Annotated in this window: 17 protein-coding genes; 7 read left to right on the top strand and 10 right to left on the bottom strand. The window is 63.6% G+C overall.

Features of this window, described 5'->3' with window-relative positions; translation table 11 throughout:
- The 5 genes from A3728_RS02955 to A3728_RS02935 all read right to left on the bottom strand — a co-directional run.
- Positions 1 to 417 (bottom strand): citrate lyase subunit alpha (locus A3728_RS02955; protein WP_330220256.1); only part of this gene is annotated, 417 nt, incomplete at its 3' end.
- An 11-nt stretch (positions 418 to 428) separates the two neighbouring features.
- Positions 429 to 1,232: an HpcH/HpaI aldolase/citrate lyase family protein gene (locus A3728_RS02950; protein ID WP_067920108.1), complete on the bottom strand. Its 804-nt coding sequence runs from the start codon at positions 1,230 to 1,232 to the stop codon at positions 429 to 431.
- Between the two features lie 13 nt (positions 1,233 to 1,245).
- Positions 1,246 to 1,995 carry an SDR family oxidoreductase gene (locus A3728_RS02945; RefSeq protein WP_067920106.1) on the bottom strand — a complete coding sequence of 250 codons (750 nt, stop codon included), beginning with the start codon at positions 1,993 to 1,995 and terminating at the stop codon, positions 1,246 to 1,248.
- 12 nt (positions 1,996 to 2,007) lie between these two features.
- Positions 2,008 to 2,436, bottom strand: a complete 429-nt coding sequence (locus A3728_RS02940; RefSeq protein ID WP_067920104.1) for an ester cyclase — start codon at positions 2,434 to 2,436, stop codon at positions 2,008 to 2,010.
- A gap of 25 nt (positions 2,437 to 2,461) precedes the next feature.
- Positions 2,462 to 3,412: a glutathione S-transferase family protein gene (locus A3728_RS02935; protein ID WP_067920102.1), complete on the bottom strand. Its 951-nt coding sequence runs from the start codon at positions 3,410 to 3,412 to the stop codon at positions 2,462 to 2,464.
- Positions 3,413 to 3,624: 212 nt separating this feature from the next.
- Here A3728_RS02935 and A3728_RS02930 point away from each other — a divergent pair, with 212 nt between their 5' ends.
- Complete coding sequence (locus A3728_RS02930; RefSeq protein WP_067920110.1) at positions 3,625 to 4,575, top strand: LysR family transcriptional regulator; 951 nt, start codon at positions 3,625 to 3,627, stop codon at positions 4,573 to 4,575.
- A gap of 19 nt (positions 4,576 to 4,594) precedes the next feature.
- On the opposite strand, the gene A3728_RS02925 is transcribed toward A3728_RS02930, so the two are convergent.
- The 5 genes from A3728_RS02925 to A3728_RS02905 form a co-directional block, all read right to left on the bottom strand.
- Complete coding sequence (locus A3728_RS02925; protein ID WP_067920100.1) at positions 4,595 to 5,314, bottom strand: ABC transporter ATP-binding protein; 720 nt, start codon at positions 5,312 to 5,314, stop codon at positions 4,595 to 4,597.
- A complete protein-coding gene (locus A3728_RS02920) occupies positions 5,307 to 6,074 on the bottom strand; it encodes an ABC transporter ATP-binding protein (RefSeq protein ID WP_067920098.1) in 768 nt (255 codons plus the stop codon). Before A3728_RS02920 ends, A3728_RS02925 begins: the two co-directional genes overlap by 8 nt.
- Positions 6,074 to 7,003, bottom strand: coding sequence for a branched-chain amino acid ABC transporter permease (locus A3728_RS02915; protein ID WP_067920096.1), 930 nt, complete (start codon positions 7,001 to 7,003; stop codon positions 6,074 to 6,076). Before A3728_RS02915 ends, A3728_RS02920 begins: the two co-directional genes overlap by 1 nt.
- A 12-nt stretch (positions 7,004 to 7,015) precedes the next feature.
- Positions 7,016 to 7,906 (bottom strand): branched-chain amino acid ABC transporter permease, encoded by an 891-nt coding sequence (locus A3728_RS02910; protein WP_067920094.1) that lies wholly within the window; start codon positions 7,904 to 7,906, stop codon positions 7,016 to 7,018.
- A gap of 138 nt (positions 7,907 to 8,044) precedes the next feature.
- Positions 8,045 to 9,244: an ABC transporter substrate-binding protein gene (locus A3728_RS02905; RefSeq protein WP_067920092.1), complete on the bottom strand. Its 1,200-nt coding sequence runs from the start codon at positions 9,242 to 9,244 to the stop codon at positions 8,045 to 8,047.
- 346 nt (positions 9,245 to 9,590) lie between these two features.
- On the opposite strand from A3728_RS02905, the gene A3728_RS02900 reads away from it, so the two are divergent.
- The 6 genes from A3728_RS02900 (at position 9,591) to A3728_RS02875 (ending at position 15,521) form a co-directional block, all read left to right on the top strand.
- Positions 9,591 to 10,388: an SDR family NAD(P)-dependent oxidoreductase gene (locus tag A3728_RS02900; protein ID WP_067920090.1), complete on the top strand. Its 798-nt coding sequence runs from the start codon at positions 9,591 to 9,593 to the stop codon at positions 10,386 to 10,388.
- Positions 10,389 to 10,390: 2 nt separating this feature from the next.
- Positions 10,391 to 10,987 carry a glutathione S-transferase family protein gene (locus A3728_RS02895; protein WP_067920088.1) on the top strand — a complete coding sequence of 199 codons (597 nt, stop codon included), beginning with the start codon at positions 10,391 to 10,393 and terminating at the stop codon, positions 10,985 to 10,987.
- A gap of 17 nt (positions 10,988 to 11,004) precedes the next feature.
- Positions 11,005 to 12,459 (top strand): aldehyde dehydrogenase family protein, encoded by a 1,455-nt coding sequence (locus tag A3728_RS02890; protein WP_067920085.1) that lies wholly within the window; start codon positions 11,005 to 11,007, stop codon positions 12,457 to 12,459.
- A gap of 64 nt (positions 12,460 to 12,523) precedes the next feature.
- The gene (locus tag A3728_RS02885) at positions 12,524 to 13,498 is read left to right on the top strand and encodes a quinone oxidoreductase family protein (protein WP_067920084.1); all 975 of its coding nucleotides are present in this window, start codon (positions 12,524 to 12,526) and stop codon (positions 13,496 to 13,498) included.
- A 188-nt stretch (positions 13,499 to 13,686) separates the two neighbouring features.
- The gene (locus A3728_RS02880; protein ID WP_067920081.1) at positions 13,687 to 14,949 is read left to right on the top strand and encodes a PQQ-dependent sugar dehydrogenase; all 1,263 of its coding nucleotides are present in this window, start codon (positions 13,687 to 13,689) and stop codon (positions 14,947 to 14,949) included.
- Positions 14,946 to 15,521 (top strand): c-type cytochrome, encoded by a 576-nt coding sequence (locus tag A3728_RS02875; protein ID WP_067920079.1) that lies wholly within the window; start codon positions 14,946 to 14,948, stop codon positions 15,519 to 15,521. Before A3728_RS02880 ends, A3728_RS02875 begins: the two co-directional genes overlap by 4 nt.
- The last annotated feature ends 431 nt before the right edge of the window (positions 15,522 to 15,952 follow it).

The following is a 15,952-nucleotide window of genomic DNA, read 5'->3' as shown; positions in this document are numbered from 1 at the left end:
CCGCCCCCCGTGGGTACGCAGCACCACCGGTTCGGGCAGGGCGCCCCGGGCCACGGCATCGCCCACGGGGCCGGAAATGAAGTTGGCCGAGATTCTGCTGACGGTGCCGTTGCGAATATGCCCGATCAACGGGGCATGCGCCGGAAAGATCGAGGTCGCCGCCACGTGCAGATCTTTCAGCCCGCGCCGGGCCAATGCCTCCAACACGAGGTTCAGCACGCCGTCGCCATTGCGCAGATGGTGGTGGAACGAGACTGTCGCGCCGTGGGTCAGCTCGCAGGCATCGATCGCGGCATCGAGGCTGGCCAGCAGTTTCGACCGGCGTGGCGACTTGCCGAAGTGCTGTTCCGCGCGCCCATCCGGGCGATGACGGCGCAGCGTTCCGTATCCGGGGACTTCTGCGGGAATGTCCAGCATGTCCATCTCTCCTAAAGCTCGCCGGCCTTCGAGAGGATGCGCCGCGCGGCATCCTCGACCGGTTTGTCTATCATCTTGCCGTCCAGCGCCACCGCGCCCGTGCCGCCTTCGGCCAGTGCCTCCAGCACGCGGCGGGCCCAGTCCATCTGCGCGGCGCCGGGGGCAAAGGCGGCCCGCGCGGGGGCAACCTGGGCGGGGTGGATCAACAGTTTGCCGCCGAAACCTATCGCGCTGGCCGCAGCTGCGTCCGCTTTCGTACGCTCGGGGTCCAGCATCACCGTGACGCTGTCGACAGGCGCCTCCCTTTCGGCAAGGCGTGAGCGCCAGACCAGCCTCTGCCGTGCGAGGGTCAGCGCCTCCCACTCCGGTTCGGCCCCGATGTCCAGCGCGAAGTCCAGATGCCCGAAAGCGACCCGCCGCACCCCCGGCGCGGCCAGCAGTTCGTCAAGAACGTCCAGCCCCTGTGCCGTTTCGATCTGCGGCAAGACCTCGATCGGGCGTCCGATGACTGCGGCGGCCTCTTCCAGATCGCTCGCCCTCTCCGCCTTGGGGATCACGACTGTTGCCGCGCCCGTGGCGGCCACTGTTGCGAGGTCGTCGCGCCAACAGTCCGCGTCCGCCGGATTGACGCGGATCGCCACCCGCTGCCAGTCCAGCTGCGCGGAGCGGATCGCCAAGCGCGCTTCTGCCTTCCTGTCGGGGGTCACGGCGTCTTCGAGATCGAGGATCACCCTGTCGGCGCCAGCGGCCAGCGCCCTGGCGAACCGGTCCGGGCGGTCGCCGGGAACGAAGAGATAGGTAATGGGAAGCGGCATGGCGATAAGCGGTTCAGATGGTGCGGCCGCCGTCCACTTCGAGGACGACGCCGGTCAAAAATTCCGCCTCGTCCGAGGCGAGGTAAAGGCAGGCGCTTGCCACGTCGCGCGGCTCCGCCAATCGGCCCAGCGGCACGGTCGCGATGAAGCGGGCGCGGTTTTCGGGCGTATCGGGCAGGCCCATGAAACTTTCGAGCAGACCGGTCGCGCCCATCACCGGTGCCACGCAGTTGACGCGGATCTTGTCAGGCGCCAGTTCGACGGCCATCGAGCGGCTCAGCAGGTTCACCGCCCCCTTGGTGGAGTTGTACCACGTCAGCCCGGGGCGCGGGCGGATCCCGGCGGTGGAGCCGATGTTGATCATCACACCACCGCCCTGTTCGCGCATCACCGGGACGACCGCGTTCGTCATATGGAAAAGCGCCTTGACGTTGATCGCATAGACCCGGTCGAATTCGTCCTCCGTGACATCGAGCAGGGGTTTGTTGCGATGCGTCCAGCCGGCATTGTTGACGACGATGTCGATCTTTCCGCCATGGCTGCGCGCCGCCTCGACCGCCCGCGCGATGTCCTCCGCGCGGGTCACGTCGCCGGTGACGGCCCGGGCCGCTTCGCCGATGTCTTTCGCAGTGGCCTCAGCCGCCGCGCCGTCGAGATCGAGGATCACGACCTTTGCCCCTTCGCGTGCGAAGGTGCGGGCGATTTCGGCACCGAAGCCTGCAGCGCCGCCTGTCACTAGCGCCGTTTTACCGTCTAAACGCATGATATCGGTTCCTCAGGCGGGCAACATGCCGATCTGCTGCTGCAGACCGATGTTGTCGATGGCAGGCCATTGTTCGGCGATCTTGCCGTCTTCCATGCGGAAGAGATCCAGCACGGCCACGTCGAACCGTTTGCCCGTGGCTTCGTAATCGCCGAAGGCGCCGGAGTGCACACCGCGGAATTGCAGCCGGACAAGCACCTTGTCGTCTTCGGCCACGGTATCCTGCACATCGAGTTCGATTTCAGAGAACGCCCCCAGCAACAGGTCGCCGAGTTCCAGCACACCCTCGGGGCCCTTCACCTCGAACGGCAGGTTGGTGTCGCGGCGGACGTAGGACTGGGCCACATTGGCTTCCAGCCAGTCGCGGTCCTTCGTGGCGAAAGCCTTGAAGTAGTCCTTGGCGCGCTGCCGGTTGGCTTCGATGGTATCACGGTCGGTCATGAAACGGTGTCCTTTATAGAGCGGTTCAGGCGGCGGAACGGGTGGAGCTACTGTCAGCAGGCAGTACATCGAAGCCTGCGCGCGGGAAGTGGATATGCAGTTTGCCTGCCTCGGGGGTGTCCCGGGCAATGACGATTTCCTGCGCGTCCGCAGCCACGAGCGTTCCTTCGACCGGGACGCGTGCGTTGTCGTTCGGCGTGATCGTGACGGAGGATCCCAGCGTGAATCCGGTAGGATCGGCATCGGCCCCGAAATCCCCGGAGGGGTCTGCTGATTTAGCCACCTGCAGGGCATCCTCGGGGCTCATCTCGGAGGGGTCGCCGTGGCCGACCGCTGCGACCCGGTCCATCCAGCCGGTGACACGGGATGAAAGGTTCAGCCGCGCGTCGATTTCATCTTTCCCGCAGTTGGCCCGCAGCAGCCACAGCGAATGATGGCAGGTCAGGTCCGCCGCGCTGAGCCGGTCGCCGGTCAGGAAATCGCCGTTTTCCTTCAGCATCGAATCGAGCCATTCCGCGAAGGCGGTCATCTGCTGGACATAGGCGGGGAACAAGGGGGCCATACCCTGTTTGGAGATGTCGTAGCCAAGGTAATGCTCCTTGCGGTCGCGCAGGAACTCTTCGGGAAGGGCATCGCCGATGTAGTTTACCAGAATGCCGATCGCGGCCTTCCATGTCGCCCGGTCCCACCAGTGCGACAGCGCCTTGGCAATGCCTTCGCCCTGCGGATAAAGCGTGGGTTCCTGCTGGATGCGTTCCAGCGCGGCGAAGATCACTTCGGTATCGCAATAGATGTCGGCACCGACCTGCATGACCGGCAGCCGGCGATAACCTCCGGTGAGAACATCGAGCAGCGGACGCGGCGGCACCGCCTCAACCTTGACTGATTTCCACGCCAGCCCCTTGTGCCCGAGGGCGAGCCTGATCTTTTCCGAAAAGGGTGAAAGGTCGTAATGATGCAGGATGATATCGGTCATTTTCGCGTGCTCCTCCGCTGAATTGGCCCGAAGGTACCAGCGGGACGATGCCGCGAGGAAATACCGCTTCGGTCCGGGGGCTAGAGGATAATGCTATGGCGGCGCTGGTCCGATGGGTCGATGCCTACCTTGTCGCGGGGACCTTTTCGTTCAGAACCAGATGTTTCCACCGGCCAGACTTGCAGTATCATGCCCCGGGGGGGGAGACGCTTATGGACATACGCCAGCTGAGATATTTCGTGGCCATCGCCGAAGAGGGGTCGCTGTCGGCGGCGGCGCAACGGGTCAACGTGGCCCAGCCGTCCCTGTCGCAGCATGTGATCGCGCTGGAACGCGAGTTGGACGTCACCCTGCTCGACCGGTCGCCGCGCGGCGTGACCCTGACCCAGTCCGGCGAGGTGCTGCTGAGCCACGCGCATGAGGTGATCGCCGCGCTCGACCGCGCGCGGGACGCCGTCCGGCAATCGGGCAGCGAACCGCAGGGCGCGGTGAGCTTCGGTCTTCCCAGTTCCATCGCCATGGTGCTGTCGGTCCCTCTGGCCGAAACCGTGCGGCTCGAACTGCCCAAGGTGAAGCTGCGCGCCATCGACGCCATGAGCGGCTTTATCAAGGACTGGCTGGATGGTCAGACCGTCGATCTGGGGATCCTCTACGATATCGGCACCGTGCGGCACCTGAACCACCGCCAACTGATGACCGAGGAGCTGCATTTCTTTTCCGCTCCGGATGCATGGCCGTTCGACAGCAGTCCCGGATCGCCGGTGCCGGTGTCGGAACTGCCACAGGTGGAACTTGTTCTGCCGTCCCCCCAGCACGGGCTGCGCGTGATGATTGACCGCTCGATCAAGCCGACCGGCGTATCGCTCAACATCGCAACCGAAATGGACGGGCTGGGCCATATCAAGACCATGGTGGCGCGGGGTAGCGGCTATACGATCCTCGCCCCCGCCGCCGCCATCGACTATGTCGAGCGGGGGGAGCTGATCATGGCCCCGATCGTTGAGCCGCGGCTGGTGCGCCCGGTCTATCTGGTGCGCAACCCGGCAAAGCCGGTTACCCGCGCCAGTCAGGAGGTTGAGCGCATCACGCTTGAGGTGATCCGCGATCTGCTGGCCCGTGGCATCTGGCAGGCCTTCGATCCGAAAAGCGACGCGGCGGAGTGATCTGCACCGCGCCACGGGCCTAGCTTGCCTTTCGCGCCCCGAGATAGGCGCGCTGGATCAACTCGTCATGGTCAACCTCTCCGGGCTTGCCGCCAAAGGTGACATGGCCTTGCTCAAGCAGATAGAAGTGGTCCGCATAGTCCAGCGCGAGGTTTGCGTTCTGTTCGACTAGGAAGATGGTCCGCCCCTCATCGCGCAGCTGGCCGATGATCTCGAAAATCTCTTCCACGATGATCGGCGCGAGCCCGGTAGAGGGTTCGTCCATCAAAAGGATCTTCGGCCGGGCCATCAGCGCGCGGCCCACGGCGAGCATCTGCTGCTCGCCGCCCGAAAGCGTACCCGCTTCCTGATTGGCGCGCTCACGTAGACGGGGAAAGCGGTCAAGCACCGCTTCGAGATCGTCGCCGATGCCACCCTTGGCCTTGCGGCGCGAGAATGCTCCGGCCACGAGGTTGTCTTTTACCGTCATCTCGGGAAAGACGAGCCGGTTTTCCGGCACCGTCACCACGCCCTTTTCGACGATATGATGCGGCTTCAGCCCCGCCAGTTCATCGCCGCCCAGCTTCATCGAACCGGATTGCGCCTTGAGGATACCGGCGATGGTCCAGATCAGCGTCGTCTTGCCGGCGCCGTTGGGACCCAGCAGGCAGGTCAGCCCGCCTTCGCGGATGTCGAGCGACACGCCCTTGAGTGCGGCGATCTTGCCGTAGGATGTCCTGATGTCACGGATCTCAAGCATGGATCAGCTCCTCGTCTTCATGTTTGCTGCCGAGGTAGGCCGCCCGGACGTCGCGGTTGGCCTGTACCTCGGCGGGCGTGCCTTCGGCGATCTTGCGCCCGAAGTTGAGCACCGCGATCCGGTCGGAAATGCCCATGACAAGCTCCATCATATGCTCGATCAAAAGGACGGTAACGCCCCGCTCGCGGATATCACGGATGCGTTCGGCCAAAAGCTGGCCGTCCTCAAGGCTGGCGCCCGCGGCCGGTTCGTCCAGCAGCACGATGCGCGGGTTGGAGGCCAGCGCCCGGGCCATTTCCAGCCGCCGCATCTCGCCGAAGGAGAGGGCGCTGGCGGGCAGATCGCGTTTCGTATGCAGGCGCGAGAAACGCAGCAGGTCCTCGATCTCTGGCCCGTGTTCCCCGCCGGCCTTGAACCAGCGCGACATGAAATGTTCGCGCCGCTGCGTGCGCCCGTTCTGCGCCACCCAGAGGTTCTGCGCAACGCTGAGGTTGCCGAAGAGTCGGATGTTCTGGAACGTGCGCGCCACGCCCATTGCCGTCCGCTCATGCTGCGCCATCTGGGTGAGGTCATGCCCGTCGAGCATGACGGTCCCGGTGGTGGGCGTATAAAGCCCGGTGATCAGGTTTACCGTCGTCGACTTGCCGGATCCGTTGGGACCGATCAGGCCAAATATCTCGCCCTCCCGAAACGTGAGGTCGACCGCGTCGACGGCGCGCACGCCGCCGAAGTGCTTTGACAGGTTGTCGAGCGCGAGCATCACTTGGCCTCCTTGGTATTGAGGGCTTCCCGTTCGGTCTTTTCCCGCCCGAAGATGCGTCTGAGGTTCGGTGCGTGTTCGCCCAGCAACCCATGCGGCCTGAGGTTCATCGCCACCACGATCAGCGCCCCGAAGAGCAGCGAACGCCAGTCACCCACGAAACGCAGCCCCTCGATCAGGAAGCCCTGGATGAAGAGCACCGCGATGACGGTGCCGAAGACGGACCCCAATCCGCCGAGGATGGGGTAGGCGATGGCAAAAGTGGCCAGCAGCACGCCGAACACGCCATGTTCGATATGGGTCACGGTGTGAGCATAGATCCCGCCCCCGACACCGGCGATGAAACCGCCCAGCGTCATGGCACCCACCTTCACGGCGGTGAGGTTGAGGCCGACGGACTGCGCGGCGGTCTCGTCATGGCCCACGGCGCGCAGGACGGCACCTGCACGGCTGTGGTCCATCCACCACAGGGCGGCCATGATTACGGCAACGACGATCCAGATGAAAACCGTGACATGCCACACTTCCCAGCCGTTTTCGGGAAAATAGCGGATGGCACGGAAACCTTCCGCCCCGTTCGGGCCGACCATTTCACCGCCGCGTTCGACCTGCCATGTCAGGTTGAAGAAGAACAGCCGTACCATTTCGCCGAAGGCCAGCGTTGCGACCACCAGCATCAGCCCCTTCACGCGCAACGCGGGAAAACCCACGATGCAGGCGATACCGGCGGTGACCAACCCTGCAAGGATGACGGCGGGCAGGATGTGCAGCCCGAACATCGCCGTGGCGGCTCCGGCGCTATAGGCGCCGATGGCGTAAAACCCCGCCTGTGCCATGGTGACCTGTCCGGTCAGCAGCACCACGTAGGCGGAAAGGCCCAGCAGGGTGTGAACGCCGAAGATCTGCAGTAGTCCGAAGTAGAAATCCATTGCGGCCTCCGATCAGTCGCGGCCCGCGGTCGAACCGAAAAGGCCGCCGGGACGCAGGACGAGGAACAAAAAAAGTAGGAGCATCACGTAGATGTCGCGCTCGGTGACGCCGCGCAGCAGCAGGAAGATGTTCTCCGCCGCGCCGACCAGCAGCCCGCCGATGATGGCACCCGGGATGGAACCCAAGCCACCGATGACGACGGCGATCAGCCCCTTCACGGTCAGGCCCATCGCGATGATCGGTGACAGGACGCCCACGGCGGCGGCGGTCATGGCGCCGGCGATGCCGCCCAATATCCCGGTGATGCCGAAGGTCAGCAGGTTGACGCGCGTCGGGTCGATGCCACAGAGCGCCGCGGCGCGCGGTTGCTGGCTGACGGCGCGGGTCGCAAGGCCCAGCGGCGTCCGGTAGAGCAGCCAGAACAGCACCGCCATCGCAACCACACAGATACCGAAGACGAAAAGCAGATCGCCCCTGATCCAGATGTCACCCAGCTCGATCGTGGCATCGCGGAACACCGAAGGGTAGGGGAAGGGCATGCCGTGGCTGGCATGGATCACCACCTCTTCGATGAAGAGCAGCATCCCCACCGAGGCAAGAAGCGAGGCCATCGGGTAGTCTGCCGGGGTGAAACGAAAGCAGCAGTAGTAGACCAGAATGCCGATCACGCCTGACCCCAGCGCCGAGAGCAGGAAAACCAGCGTCGGCGGCGCATCGAAGCTGAGAAAGGCCGCGAGACCGATGTAGGTGCCCGCCAGCGCCGCGGCGCCATAGGCGAGGTTCAGCTTGCGCATCACGCCAAAAATCAGGGTAAAGCCGATGCCGATCAGCGCATAGGTGGTTCCAAAGAGCAGCCCGTCGGTCAGGGACTGCAGGAAGTCGATGAAGAAGAAATAGTCCATGACGGGTCCTTTGGCTTTGCCGCCTTCATCCCCGCCCCGCGTTGATCACCGCTCGTGGTAAAGGACGGCAGCAGAGACAGGGCAGGGCGTGGTAAGTCGAACGGGCGCGCCCCCGGGGAGGCGCGCGCCCGCGTCCGGTCAGCTTTTCGGGTCGTGCAGGACTTCCCAGCCCTTGCCCTGTGCATGGACAAATACGAAGGGCTTCACCGCCTCGCCGTCCGGCTGGCGAACGTTGACGCCCAGCAGGCCGTCGGCTTCGGTCAGCGCGGCCAGTCCATCGCGGATCTTGCGGCGGTCTTCCTCGACAGAGGCAGGCGTGCCCTCGATCTCTGCAGCCTCGATCACTTCCTTCAGGATCATCGCGTTTTCCCACGCAGAAGCACTGTGCAGGTCCATCTGCCCGCCCTTGGCGACAACCGCTTCGGCGGCTGCTTTCGAATTGTCGTTCACCGGGGCGAAGCTCGTGGGGATGGTGAGACCCTGCGCTTCATCCGGGCAACCCGACAGGGTTTCCAGCGAGGAGGAGGACGTCAGCCCAACGAGCACCTTGGGCTTGATCTTCTGGCGGGACATTTCACGCAGCATCCCGCAGGTGGTGAAGGGATGGGCGGAAATCGCCACCACGTCCGGCTCGGCCCGGCGCATGGCGCGCGCCTGGTTAGAAAAGTTTGTGTCCGATAGCAGCCACTGCGCTTCTCCCACCACTTCGAACCCATGTTTCTCGGCTGCTTTCTTCATCACCTCGTACCAGGTGAATCGGGAATGCGCGAAATCCTCTTCGACGCCGCCATAGATCGTTTTCAGATCGGGATGCTCCGCACGGATCCAGGCGAACAGATCGTCGTACATCTTGGCTTCGGAGGGCGTGTTGCGGAACACCCATTCAGAGATGCCTGCCAGCCCGCCCTTGATCGCCACATCGGTAAAAACCGGGAACTGCAGCCCGGTGTCGCCCGCGTCATCGACCTGCGCCTGCAGGATGCCGAACAGGGGCTCGGCCACGTTCGAGCAGGTAGGCCCAATGGCGACCAGCGCGTCGGTCGAAGCGATGCGGCGCAGGACGGAAATGCCTTCTTCGGCATTGCAGCGGTCGTCGTAGTATTCGGTTTCGATCATCGCCTTCGAGCCGTCGGCGAGCTTGACGCCACCCTCTTCGTTGATCTTGTCGAAAGCCGCGGCCATGGCGGCGCTCGAGTTCTGGCCAAAGATGCCGACCACGCCAGAGCTGGCGCCGGAACCGACGATGCGCACGGCCTTGTCCTGCGCCGCGGCGGCGGTCGCCATGGCCAGGGTCGAGGCGCTCAGCAGCCCCGCCTTGATGAATGCTTTCAGCTTCATGTGTCTCCTCCTCCTCAGGATATGTCGGGACCGGGGCAGGGCTTGGCTGTGGTGCCGCCCGGGCGCGGTCCGATGGCGACGTGATGCCGCATTACCCTGCGTAAGGAGAAATATGGTTTTCCATTCGAGGCTATATGTTTTCGCTCTATCCGGTCTGCAGGCGGTCGAGGCGGCCCATATTTCGAGCGGCTGACCGCACTTTTCAGCGATTTTTCCGTTCGCCTCCAGAGGCCTGCCCAAGGGCTAGATGATCAACCTATAGCCGATAGAGCGGCTTGGTATTTGTGGATCTCCCGGTTTCCACGCCATCCTCCGCGAAATCGAAGTACAGGCATGGAGACAAGCAATGACTGACCGTCTGAAGGACAAAGTGGTCTTTTTCTCGGGCGCGGGCTCTATCGGCCCCGGCTGGGGCAACGGCAAGGCCGCTGCGGTCGCCATGGCCCGTGAAGGGGCAAAGATCTTCGCGCTCGACCTCAAGGAAGAGGCCGTCGAGGAAACCGCCTCCATCATCCGGGAAGAAGGCGGCACGGTCGAAACCGCCGTCTGCGACGTGTCGAAGGCCGATCAGGTCAAGGCGGCGGTGAAGAAATGCATGGACGCCTTCGGCCGCATCGACGTGCTGGACAACAACGTCGGCATCATCGACCCGGGCGGCCCCGAGGACCTCTCCGAGGAACAGTGGGACCGGTTGATGGCCGTGAACGTCAAATCCATCTACCTGACCTGCCGGCACATCCTGCCGATAATGGCCGATCAGGGCGGCGGGTCGATCATCAACATCTCTTCCATCGCCTCGACCCATTCGCTGGGCTATTCCTGCATCAGCTATTCTGCCTCCAAGGGGGCGGTGAACGCCTTTACCCGCGACATTGCGCTGAACTACGGGCCCAAGGGCATCCGCTGTAACTCGATCCTGCCGGGGCTGATGAACACGCCGCTCATTCACAAGGGCAATGTCACCTCCGTCTACGGCTCAACCGAGGCGATGGTAAACGCGCGCGACGCACTGGTACCGCTGGGGAAGATGGGCGATGGTTGGGATGTCGCCTATGCCTCTGTCTTCCTCGCCTCGGACGAAGCCAAGCATATCACCGGCATCGAACTGGTGGTTGATGGCGGCATCACGCTGAAGGTCAAGTAAACATGCATCTCTATATCAACACCACCTCTCCCTTTGTCCGCCTCGTGCGCCTTGCCATCGAGGAAAAGGGTCTTTCCGACCGGGTCGAGCTGGAGGTCGTGGACCCATGGGGCGATCCGGCGGCCTTCCTGAAGGCCAATCCGGCGGGCCGGGTCCCCACCCTGATCACGGACGACGGTCACGCCATCGCGGAGGCGCATCTGATCCTGCGGTATCTGGACGATATCGCGGGCCCCAGCGTCTTCCCGTCCGACGGTCTTGCCGAGACGCTGGCCATCGCCGCCCCGGCGCTCGGCGCGACGGAGGCCTCGACCGCGATCATCATCGGCCGCAAGTCGTCCGACAGCTTCGACACCGACATGGTCGGCTCCAAACGGTTCCGCAGCATCGCGGAGGGGCTCAAGCGGCTCGACGCAAACCCGCCGCGCGACTTCTCCGATCGGCCTGACATCGCCAACTTCGCCGCCGTCACGCTGATCGACTACGTCACCTTCCGCTTCACCGATCGCGACTGGCTCGCCGATCTGCCGAACCTGCGCCAATGGCGCGACCGGCAGCAGGGCCATCCTTCGGTCGAAGCGACCATGCCCTATATCTGATCGCCCCGGAGCTTCCGATGACCCTTGATACGCTCGAAAAGACCGACAGCACCCTGCGCAAGCTCGACCACTGGATCGCGGGGGAATCCGCCGGACCGGCGGGCGGCGACTATCTGGAAACGCTGACACCGCTCACCGGCCAGCCGCATCTGCGGGTCGCGTCGGGCACCGCCGATGACGTGGCGCGTGCCGTGGACGCGGCGGAACAGGCCCGCGACGGCTGGCGCCATTTCGTCGCCGCCGACCGGGGCCGGTTGATGCTCGCGCTTGCCAAGGCCCTGCGGGACAACAAGGACCGGCTGGCGGAGATGGAGCGCGCGGACAGCGGCAAACCTATGGCGGGCGCCCTGGCCGAGATCGAGGGCAGCGCCCAGTATTTCGAATTCTATGGCAGCCTTGTCTACCTGCCCACGGGCGATGTGCTCGATGTGGCGCCTGACCAGCATGTGTTCACCAAGCGTGAACCCTATGGGATCATCGGTGTCATCACCCCGTGGAACCTGCCGCTGAATCAGGCGGCGCGGGCCATCGCACCCGCCCTGGTGGCGGGCAACGTCGTGGTGGCGAAACCGTCGGAGATCACCTCCCAGACCACCATCGAAATGGCGCGGCTGGCGACGGAGGTGGGCTTTCCCAAGGGCGTCATAAACATCGTGCTGGGCACCGGGCAGGCCGTGGGCGAGGCCATCGTAAAACACGACGCGGTGCGAAAGGTGGCTTTCACAGGCTCGGTCGGGGTGGGGCGGGCCATCGGTCGCATCGCCGCCGAACGGATCATTCCGCTGACGCTGGAATTGGGCGGCAAGTCGGCCAACATCGTTTTTGAGGATGCCGATCTGGACCTTGCCGCGACGGAAGCCGTGAAAGGCTTCACCCTGAACGCCGGTCAGGTCTGTTCCGCTGGCACCCGCATCCTCGTCCAACGCTCGGTCTATGACGCCTTCGTTGAAAAGATGGCACAGGCGCTGGAAACGGTAAAACCCGGCGAGAGCCTCGGGCCCATCATCACCCCGCCGCAGTTCGAGCGGGTGCAGAGTTATTTCCGCGTGGCCGAGGAGGACGGCGCGCGGTTGGTCGCAGGTGGCGGCAAGGCCGATGTGCCGGGCTGTGAGGACGGTTTCTTCGTGAAACCCACCCTCTACGCGGACGTGAACAACGACATGCGGATCGCCCGCGAAGAAATCTTCGGGCCCGTGGGCGTCGCCATCCCCTTCGACACCGAAGAGGACGCGGTGCGCATGGCGAACGACAGCGATTATGGGCTGATCGGCACGCTCTGGAGCCGCGACATCAGCCGCGCCCTGCGGGTGGCGGACCGGATCAACGCGGGCCAGATCTTTGTCAACGTCTGGAACACGATGTCGGTGCAGACCCCCTTTGGCGGGTACAAGAATTCAGGCTACGGGCGCGAAAAGGGGATCGAGGCGATCCACCATTATTCACACACCAAGACCGTGACGGTGAAATACTGACGCCCCTGTCGCGCCGCCGTTTCCGGCGCTAGGCTTCAGCAAACCCAACTTCAGGAGAGACCTCATGGCCTATGCGATCGTAGCCCCCCGGCCCGGTGGCGCGGAAATCCTCGAACGGCGCGACATCGACCCGCCCCGGCCCAAGAACGGCGAGGTGCTGATCCGGCATACCGCCATCGGCGTCAATTTCATCGATGTCTATTTCCGCACCGGATCCTACCCGTGGCCGGTGGAGCGCGATCTTGTGCTGGGTTCGGAAGGCGCGGGCGTGGTCGAGGCGGTGGGCGAGGGGTTCACCGAGTTCAAGCCCGGGGACCGCGTCGCCTATACCGTGCCCAACGGGGCCTATGCCACACACCGGACCCTTCCGGCTGCGGCGCTGGTGCATCTGCCCGAAAACGTCAAGGACGAACAGGCCGCGGGCGCCATGCTCAAGGGGCTTACGGTCCATTACCTGATCCACCACAGCTACGCGGTGCAAAAGGGCGATACCGTGCTGGTCCATGCCGCCGCCGGCGGTGTCGGGCAGATCGCGGGGCAATGGCTGAAGGCCAAGGGCGTGCGAGCCATCGGCACCGCCGGAGGGGCGAAAAAATGCACGCTTGCAAAAGAGGCCGGGTATGACGCGGTGATCGACTACAACAGCGGCGATTGGGTCGAGGAAGTGAAAAAACTGACGGACGGGGAAGGCGTGGCCGCCGTCTATGACGGGGTCGGCACCGATACCATTCTGGGGTCGATCGCCGTGCTGCGCCGCTTCGGCACACTGGTCAGTTTCGGCCAGGCCTCTGGCGCACCGGACCAGTTTCGTATCTCGCATCTGGCGAGCAATTCGCTACGGCTGACCCGGCCCACGCTGTTCCATCACACCGCGTCGCGCGATTGGCTGACCGGCGCGGCGGCGGATCTGTTCGCGGTCATCGCCGAAGGCAGGGTGCGGATCGAGACAGGAACCCCGAGCCCGCTCGACAAGGTGGCCGAGGTCCATGCCGCGCTTGAGGCGCGCAAGACCACCGGTTCGACGATTTTGATGCCCTGAGTTCTGATCACGCCTCGCGCGATGCTTCGGGACGGCCCACCGCTGGTTTCCAGTAGGGTGAACAAAGGGAAAGCCGCTGGTAACGAGCTATAAAAGTTGACTTTACGTAAAGCTCGGGCAACCCTCATTCAAGGCTGCTGGTTGCCCGGAACGGCCGAACAAAAAAGATTTTCTAGGGAGGAACTACCATGATCAAGCGCAGCTTTGCGGGTTTTCTATGCACGTCGTTGCTGTCCACTCCGCTGCTTGCCCAGGACAACATGGACAAGCTGACGAACATGCAGAAGACGGATGCTACGTTCACATACATCGATCAGGAGGGTGAGCGCACCGAAGCGCTCAAGGAGATCCTTGAGCATATCAATGTGCCCGAGGGTTTCGAAGTCAGCCTATATGCAGCCGTGCCGGATGCGCGTTCGATGGCCATGGCGCCGCAGGGTACGGTGCTGTTTGCCGGAACGCGCAAGGACAAGGTCTGGTCCATCGTGGACCGCGATCGCAATCGCGTCGCGGACGAGGTGAAGGATTTCGCCCCTTCGGTCACCTTCGACATCCCGAACGGGCCGTGTTTCTCGCCGGATGGATTTCTCTATATCGCCGAGCGTAACCGCATCCTGGTTTTCCCGGCAGCGGAGTTCTTCTTTGAAAGCCCCGATATCGCGGTGGGCGAGGTCGTTCCGCAGGGTGAGCTGATCCCGGTGGAGGAAGAAAGCTTCAACCACTCCGCCCGCGTCTGCGATGTGGGGCCGGATGGGAAGCTCTACGTGTCCCTCGGGCAGCCGCACAACGTCCAGCCCGTCGATAAGATCGAGATGTACGACAAGATCGGCATCGGGGGTATCGTTCGTATGAACACCGACGGCTCGGGCCGCGAGGTCTATACCCGCGGCGTGCGCAACTCCGTCGGGCAGGATTTCAACCCGGCCACGGGTGAGTTGTGGTGGACCGACAACCAGGTCGACGGGATGGGCGACAATATCCCGGCGGGTGAGCTGAACCGGCAGACCGAGGCCGGACAGCATTTCGGCTTCCCTTGGACCAACTCGGGAACCGAGATCGTATCGGAGGCCGATTTCCCGCGCCCCGAAGGTGTGGAATTCACCGAACCGCAGCTTCAGTTGACCCCCCATGCCGCCGACTTGGGCATGCGCTTCTACCATGACGACAGCTTTCCCGAGAAGTACCACGGCGGTATCTTCTGGGCCCAGCACGGATCGTGGAACCGGACAGAGCCGGTCGGCGCGCGTGTGATGTTTACTGCACTCGACCCCGAAACCGGCGATGCCACGAACGCACAGGTCTTTGCGGATGGCTGGTTGAACGAAGAGACTGGCGAATACCGGGGCCGTCCGATGGACATCGAGTTCCTGCCGGATGGGTCGATGTTGATCTCTGACGACTTTGCCGGCGCGATCTGGCGGATCGCTTATGTAGGGAAGTCCGACGGATGAGGCGAAGCGTCCTTCTGGCTCTCGGCGGGGTTATCCTCGCCGGGGGCGCCTTTGCGGCTGATCCCGAAGCCGGAAAGAAGGTGGCCAACATGTGCCGCACCTGCCATGGGCTCAATGGCTATGCCACGCTCCCGATCGCCCCGCATATCGGGGGCGAGTCGCAGGAATACCTTGAATCGCAGCTCTTGGCATTCAAGACCGGGCAGCGCGAGCACGAGATGATGAGCGTCGTCGCCGCGAGCTTGTCCCCTGAGCAGATCGCCGACGTGGCTGCGTGGTACGCGGCCCACGAGGCGAAGGCCACGCTCCCCGATGGTGTGAACGCGGAGGATGCGCCGCAACTATGTGCCGCCTGCCACGGCGCGGACGGCATATCGCTGCTTCCCGATGCGCCGAACCTTGCGGGAGAGACGAATATCTACATCGACACGCAACTCAAGGCGTTCAAACGCGGCAAACGCGAGAGCGAGATCATGTCAGGCATCGTCGCCGACATAACGGAAGCCGAGATGCGCGAAATCGCGGATTGGTACGCCGCCGTTACCTTGGAAATCGTTCCCGCATCTGAATAGGGCGGTGGCATCCGCCTCGACAGCAGGATCAATCTATTTTCCCGGGCTCGCGATGAAACGCGGGCCCCGATTACGAATACAGGTCGCGCTTTCAAAGCCCTGGCGCGGGTCGAAGAGAGTATTTCGCCTCGACGGTCGGGCTGCGCATCTCCCCATAAGAATCTCAGCGACCGCCGGGCAGCAAATTCTTGACAACCTTCACGTCGCGCGCTCCTGATCATCCCTCAAATAATTGCCTTAGGAATGCCATGAATATGGTCCAGAAGGAACTCTGGTGACGAAAGTGATCAGGAGTAACGAATGCAGATTGCCATCCCCCTGCGGGCCGTTTTGTTTGCCTTGCTCGTGCCGACTTTGGGCCATGCGCAGGACATTCTGACCGTCACGACGGCTGAAGCGTCAGAGAGCTTCACGCTCGAAGAGCTGCTGGC

Source organism: Sulfitobacter sp. HI0040 (assembly GCF_001634885.1).
Taxonomy (GTDB): Bacteria; Pseudomonadota; Alphaproteobacteria; order Rhodobacterales; family Rhodobacteraceae; genus Sulfitobacter.
This window is presented reverse-complemented; position numbering and strand designations above follow the sequence as displayed.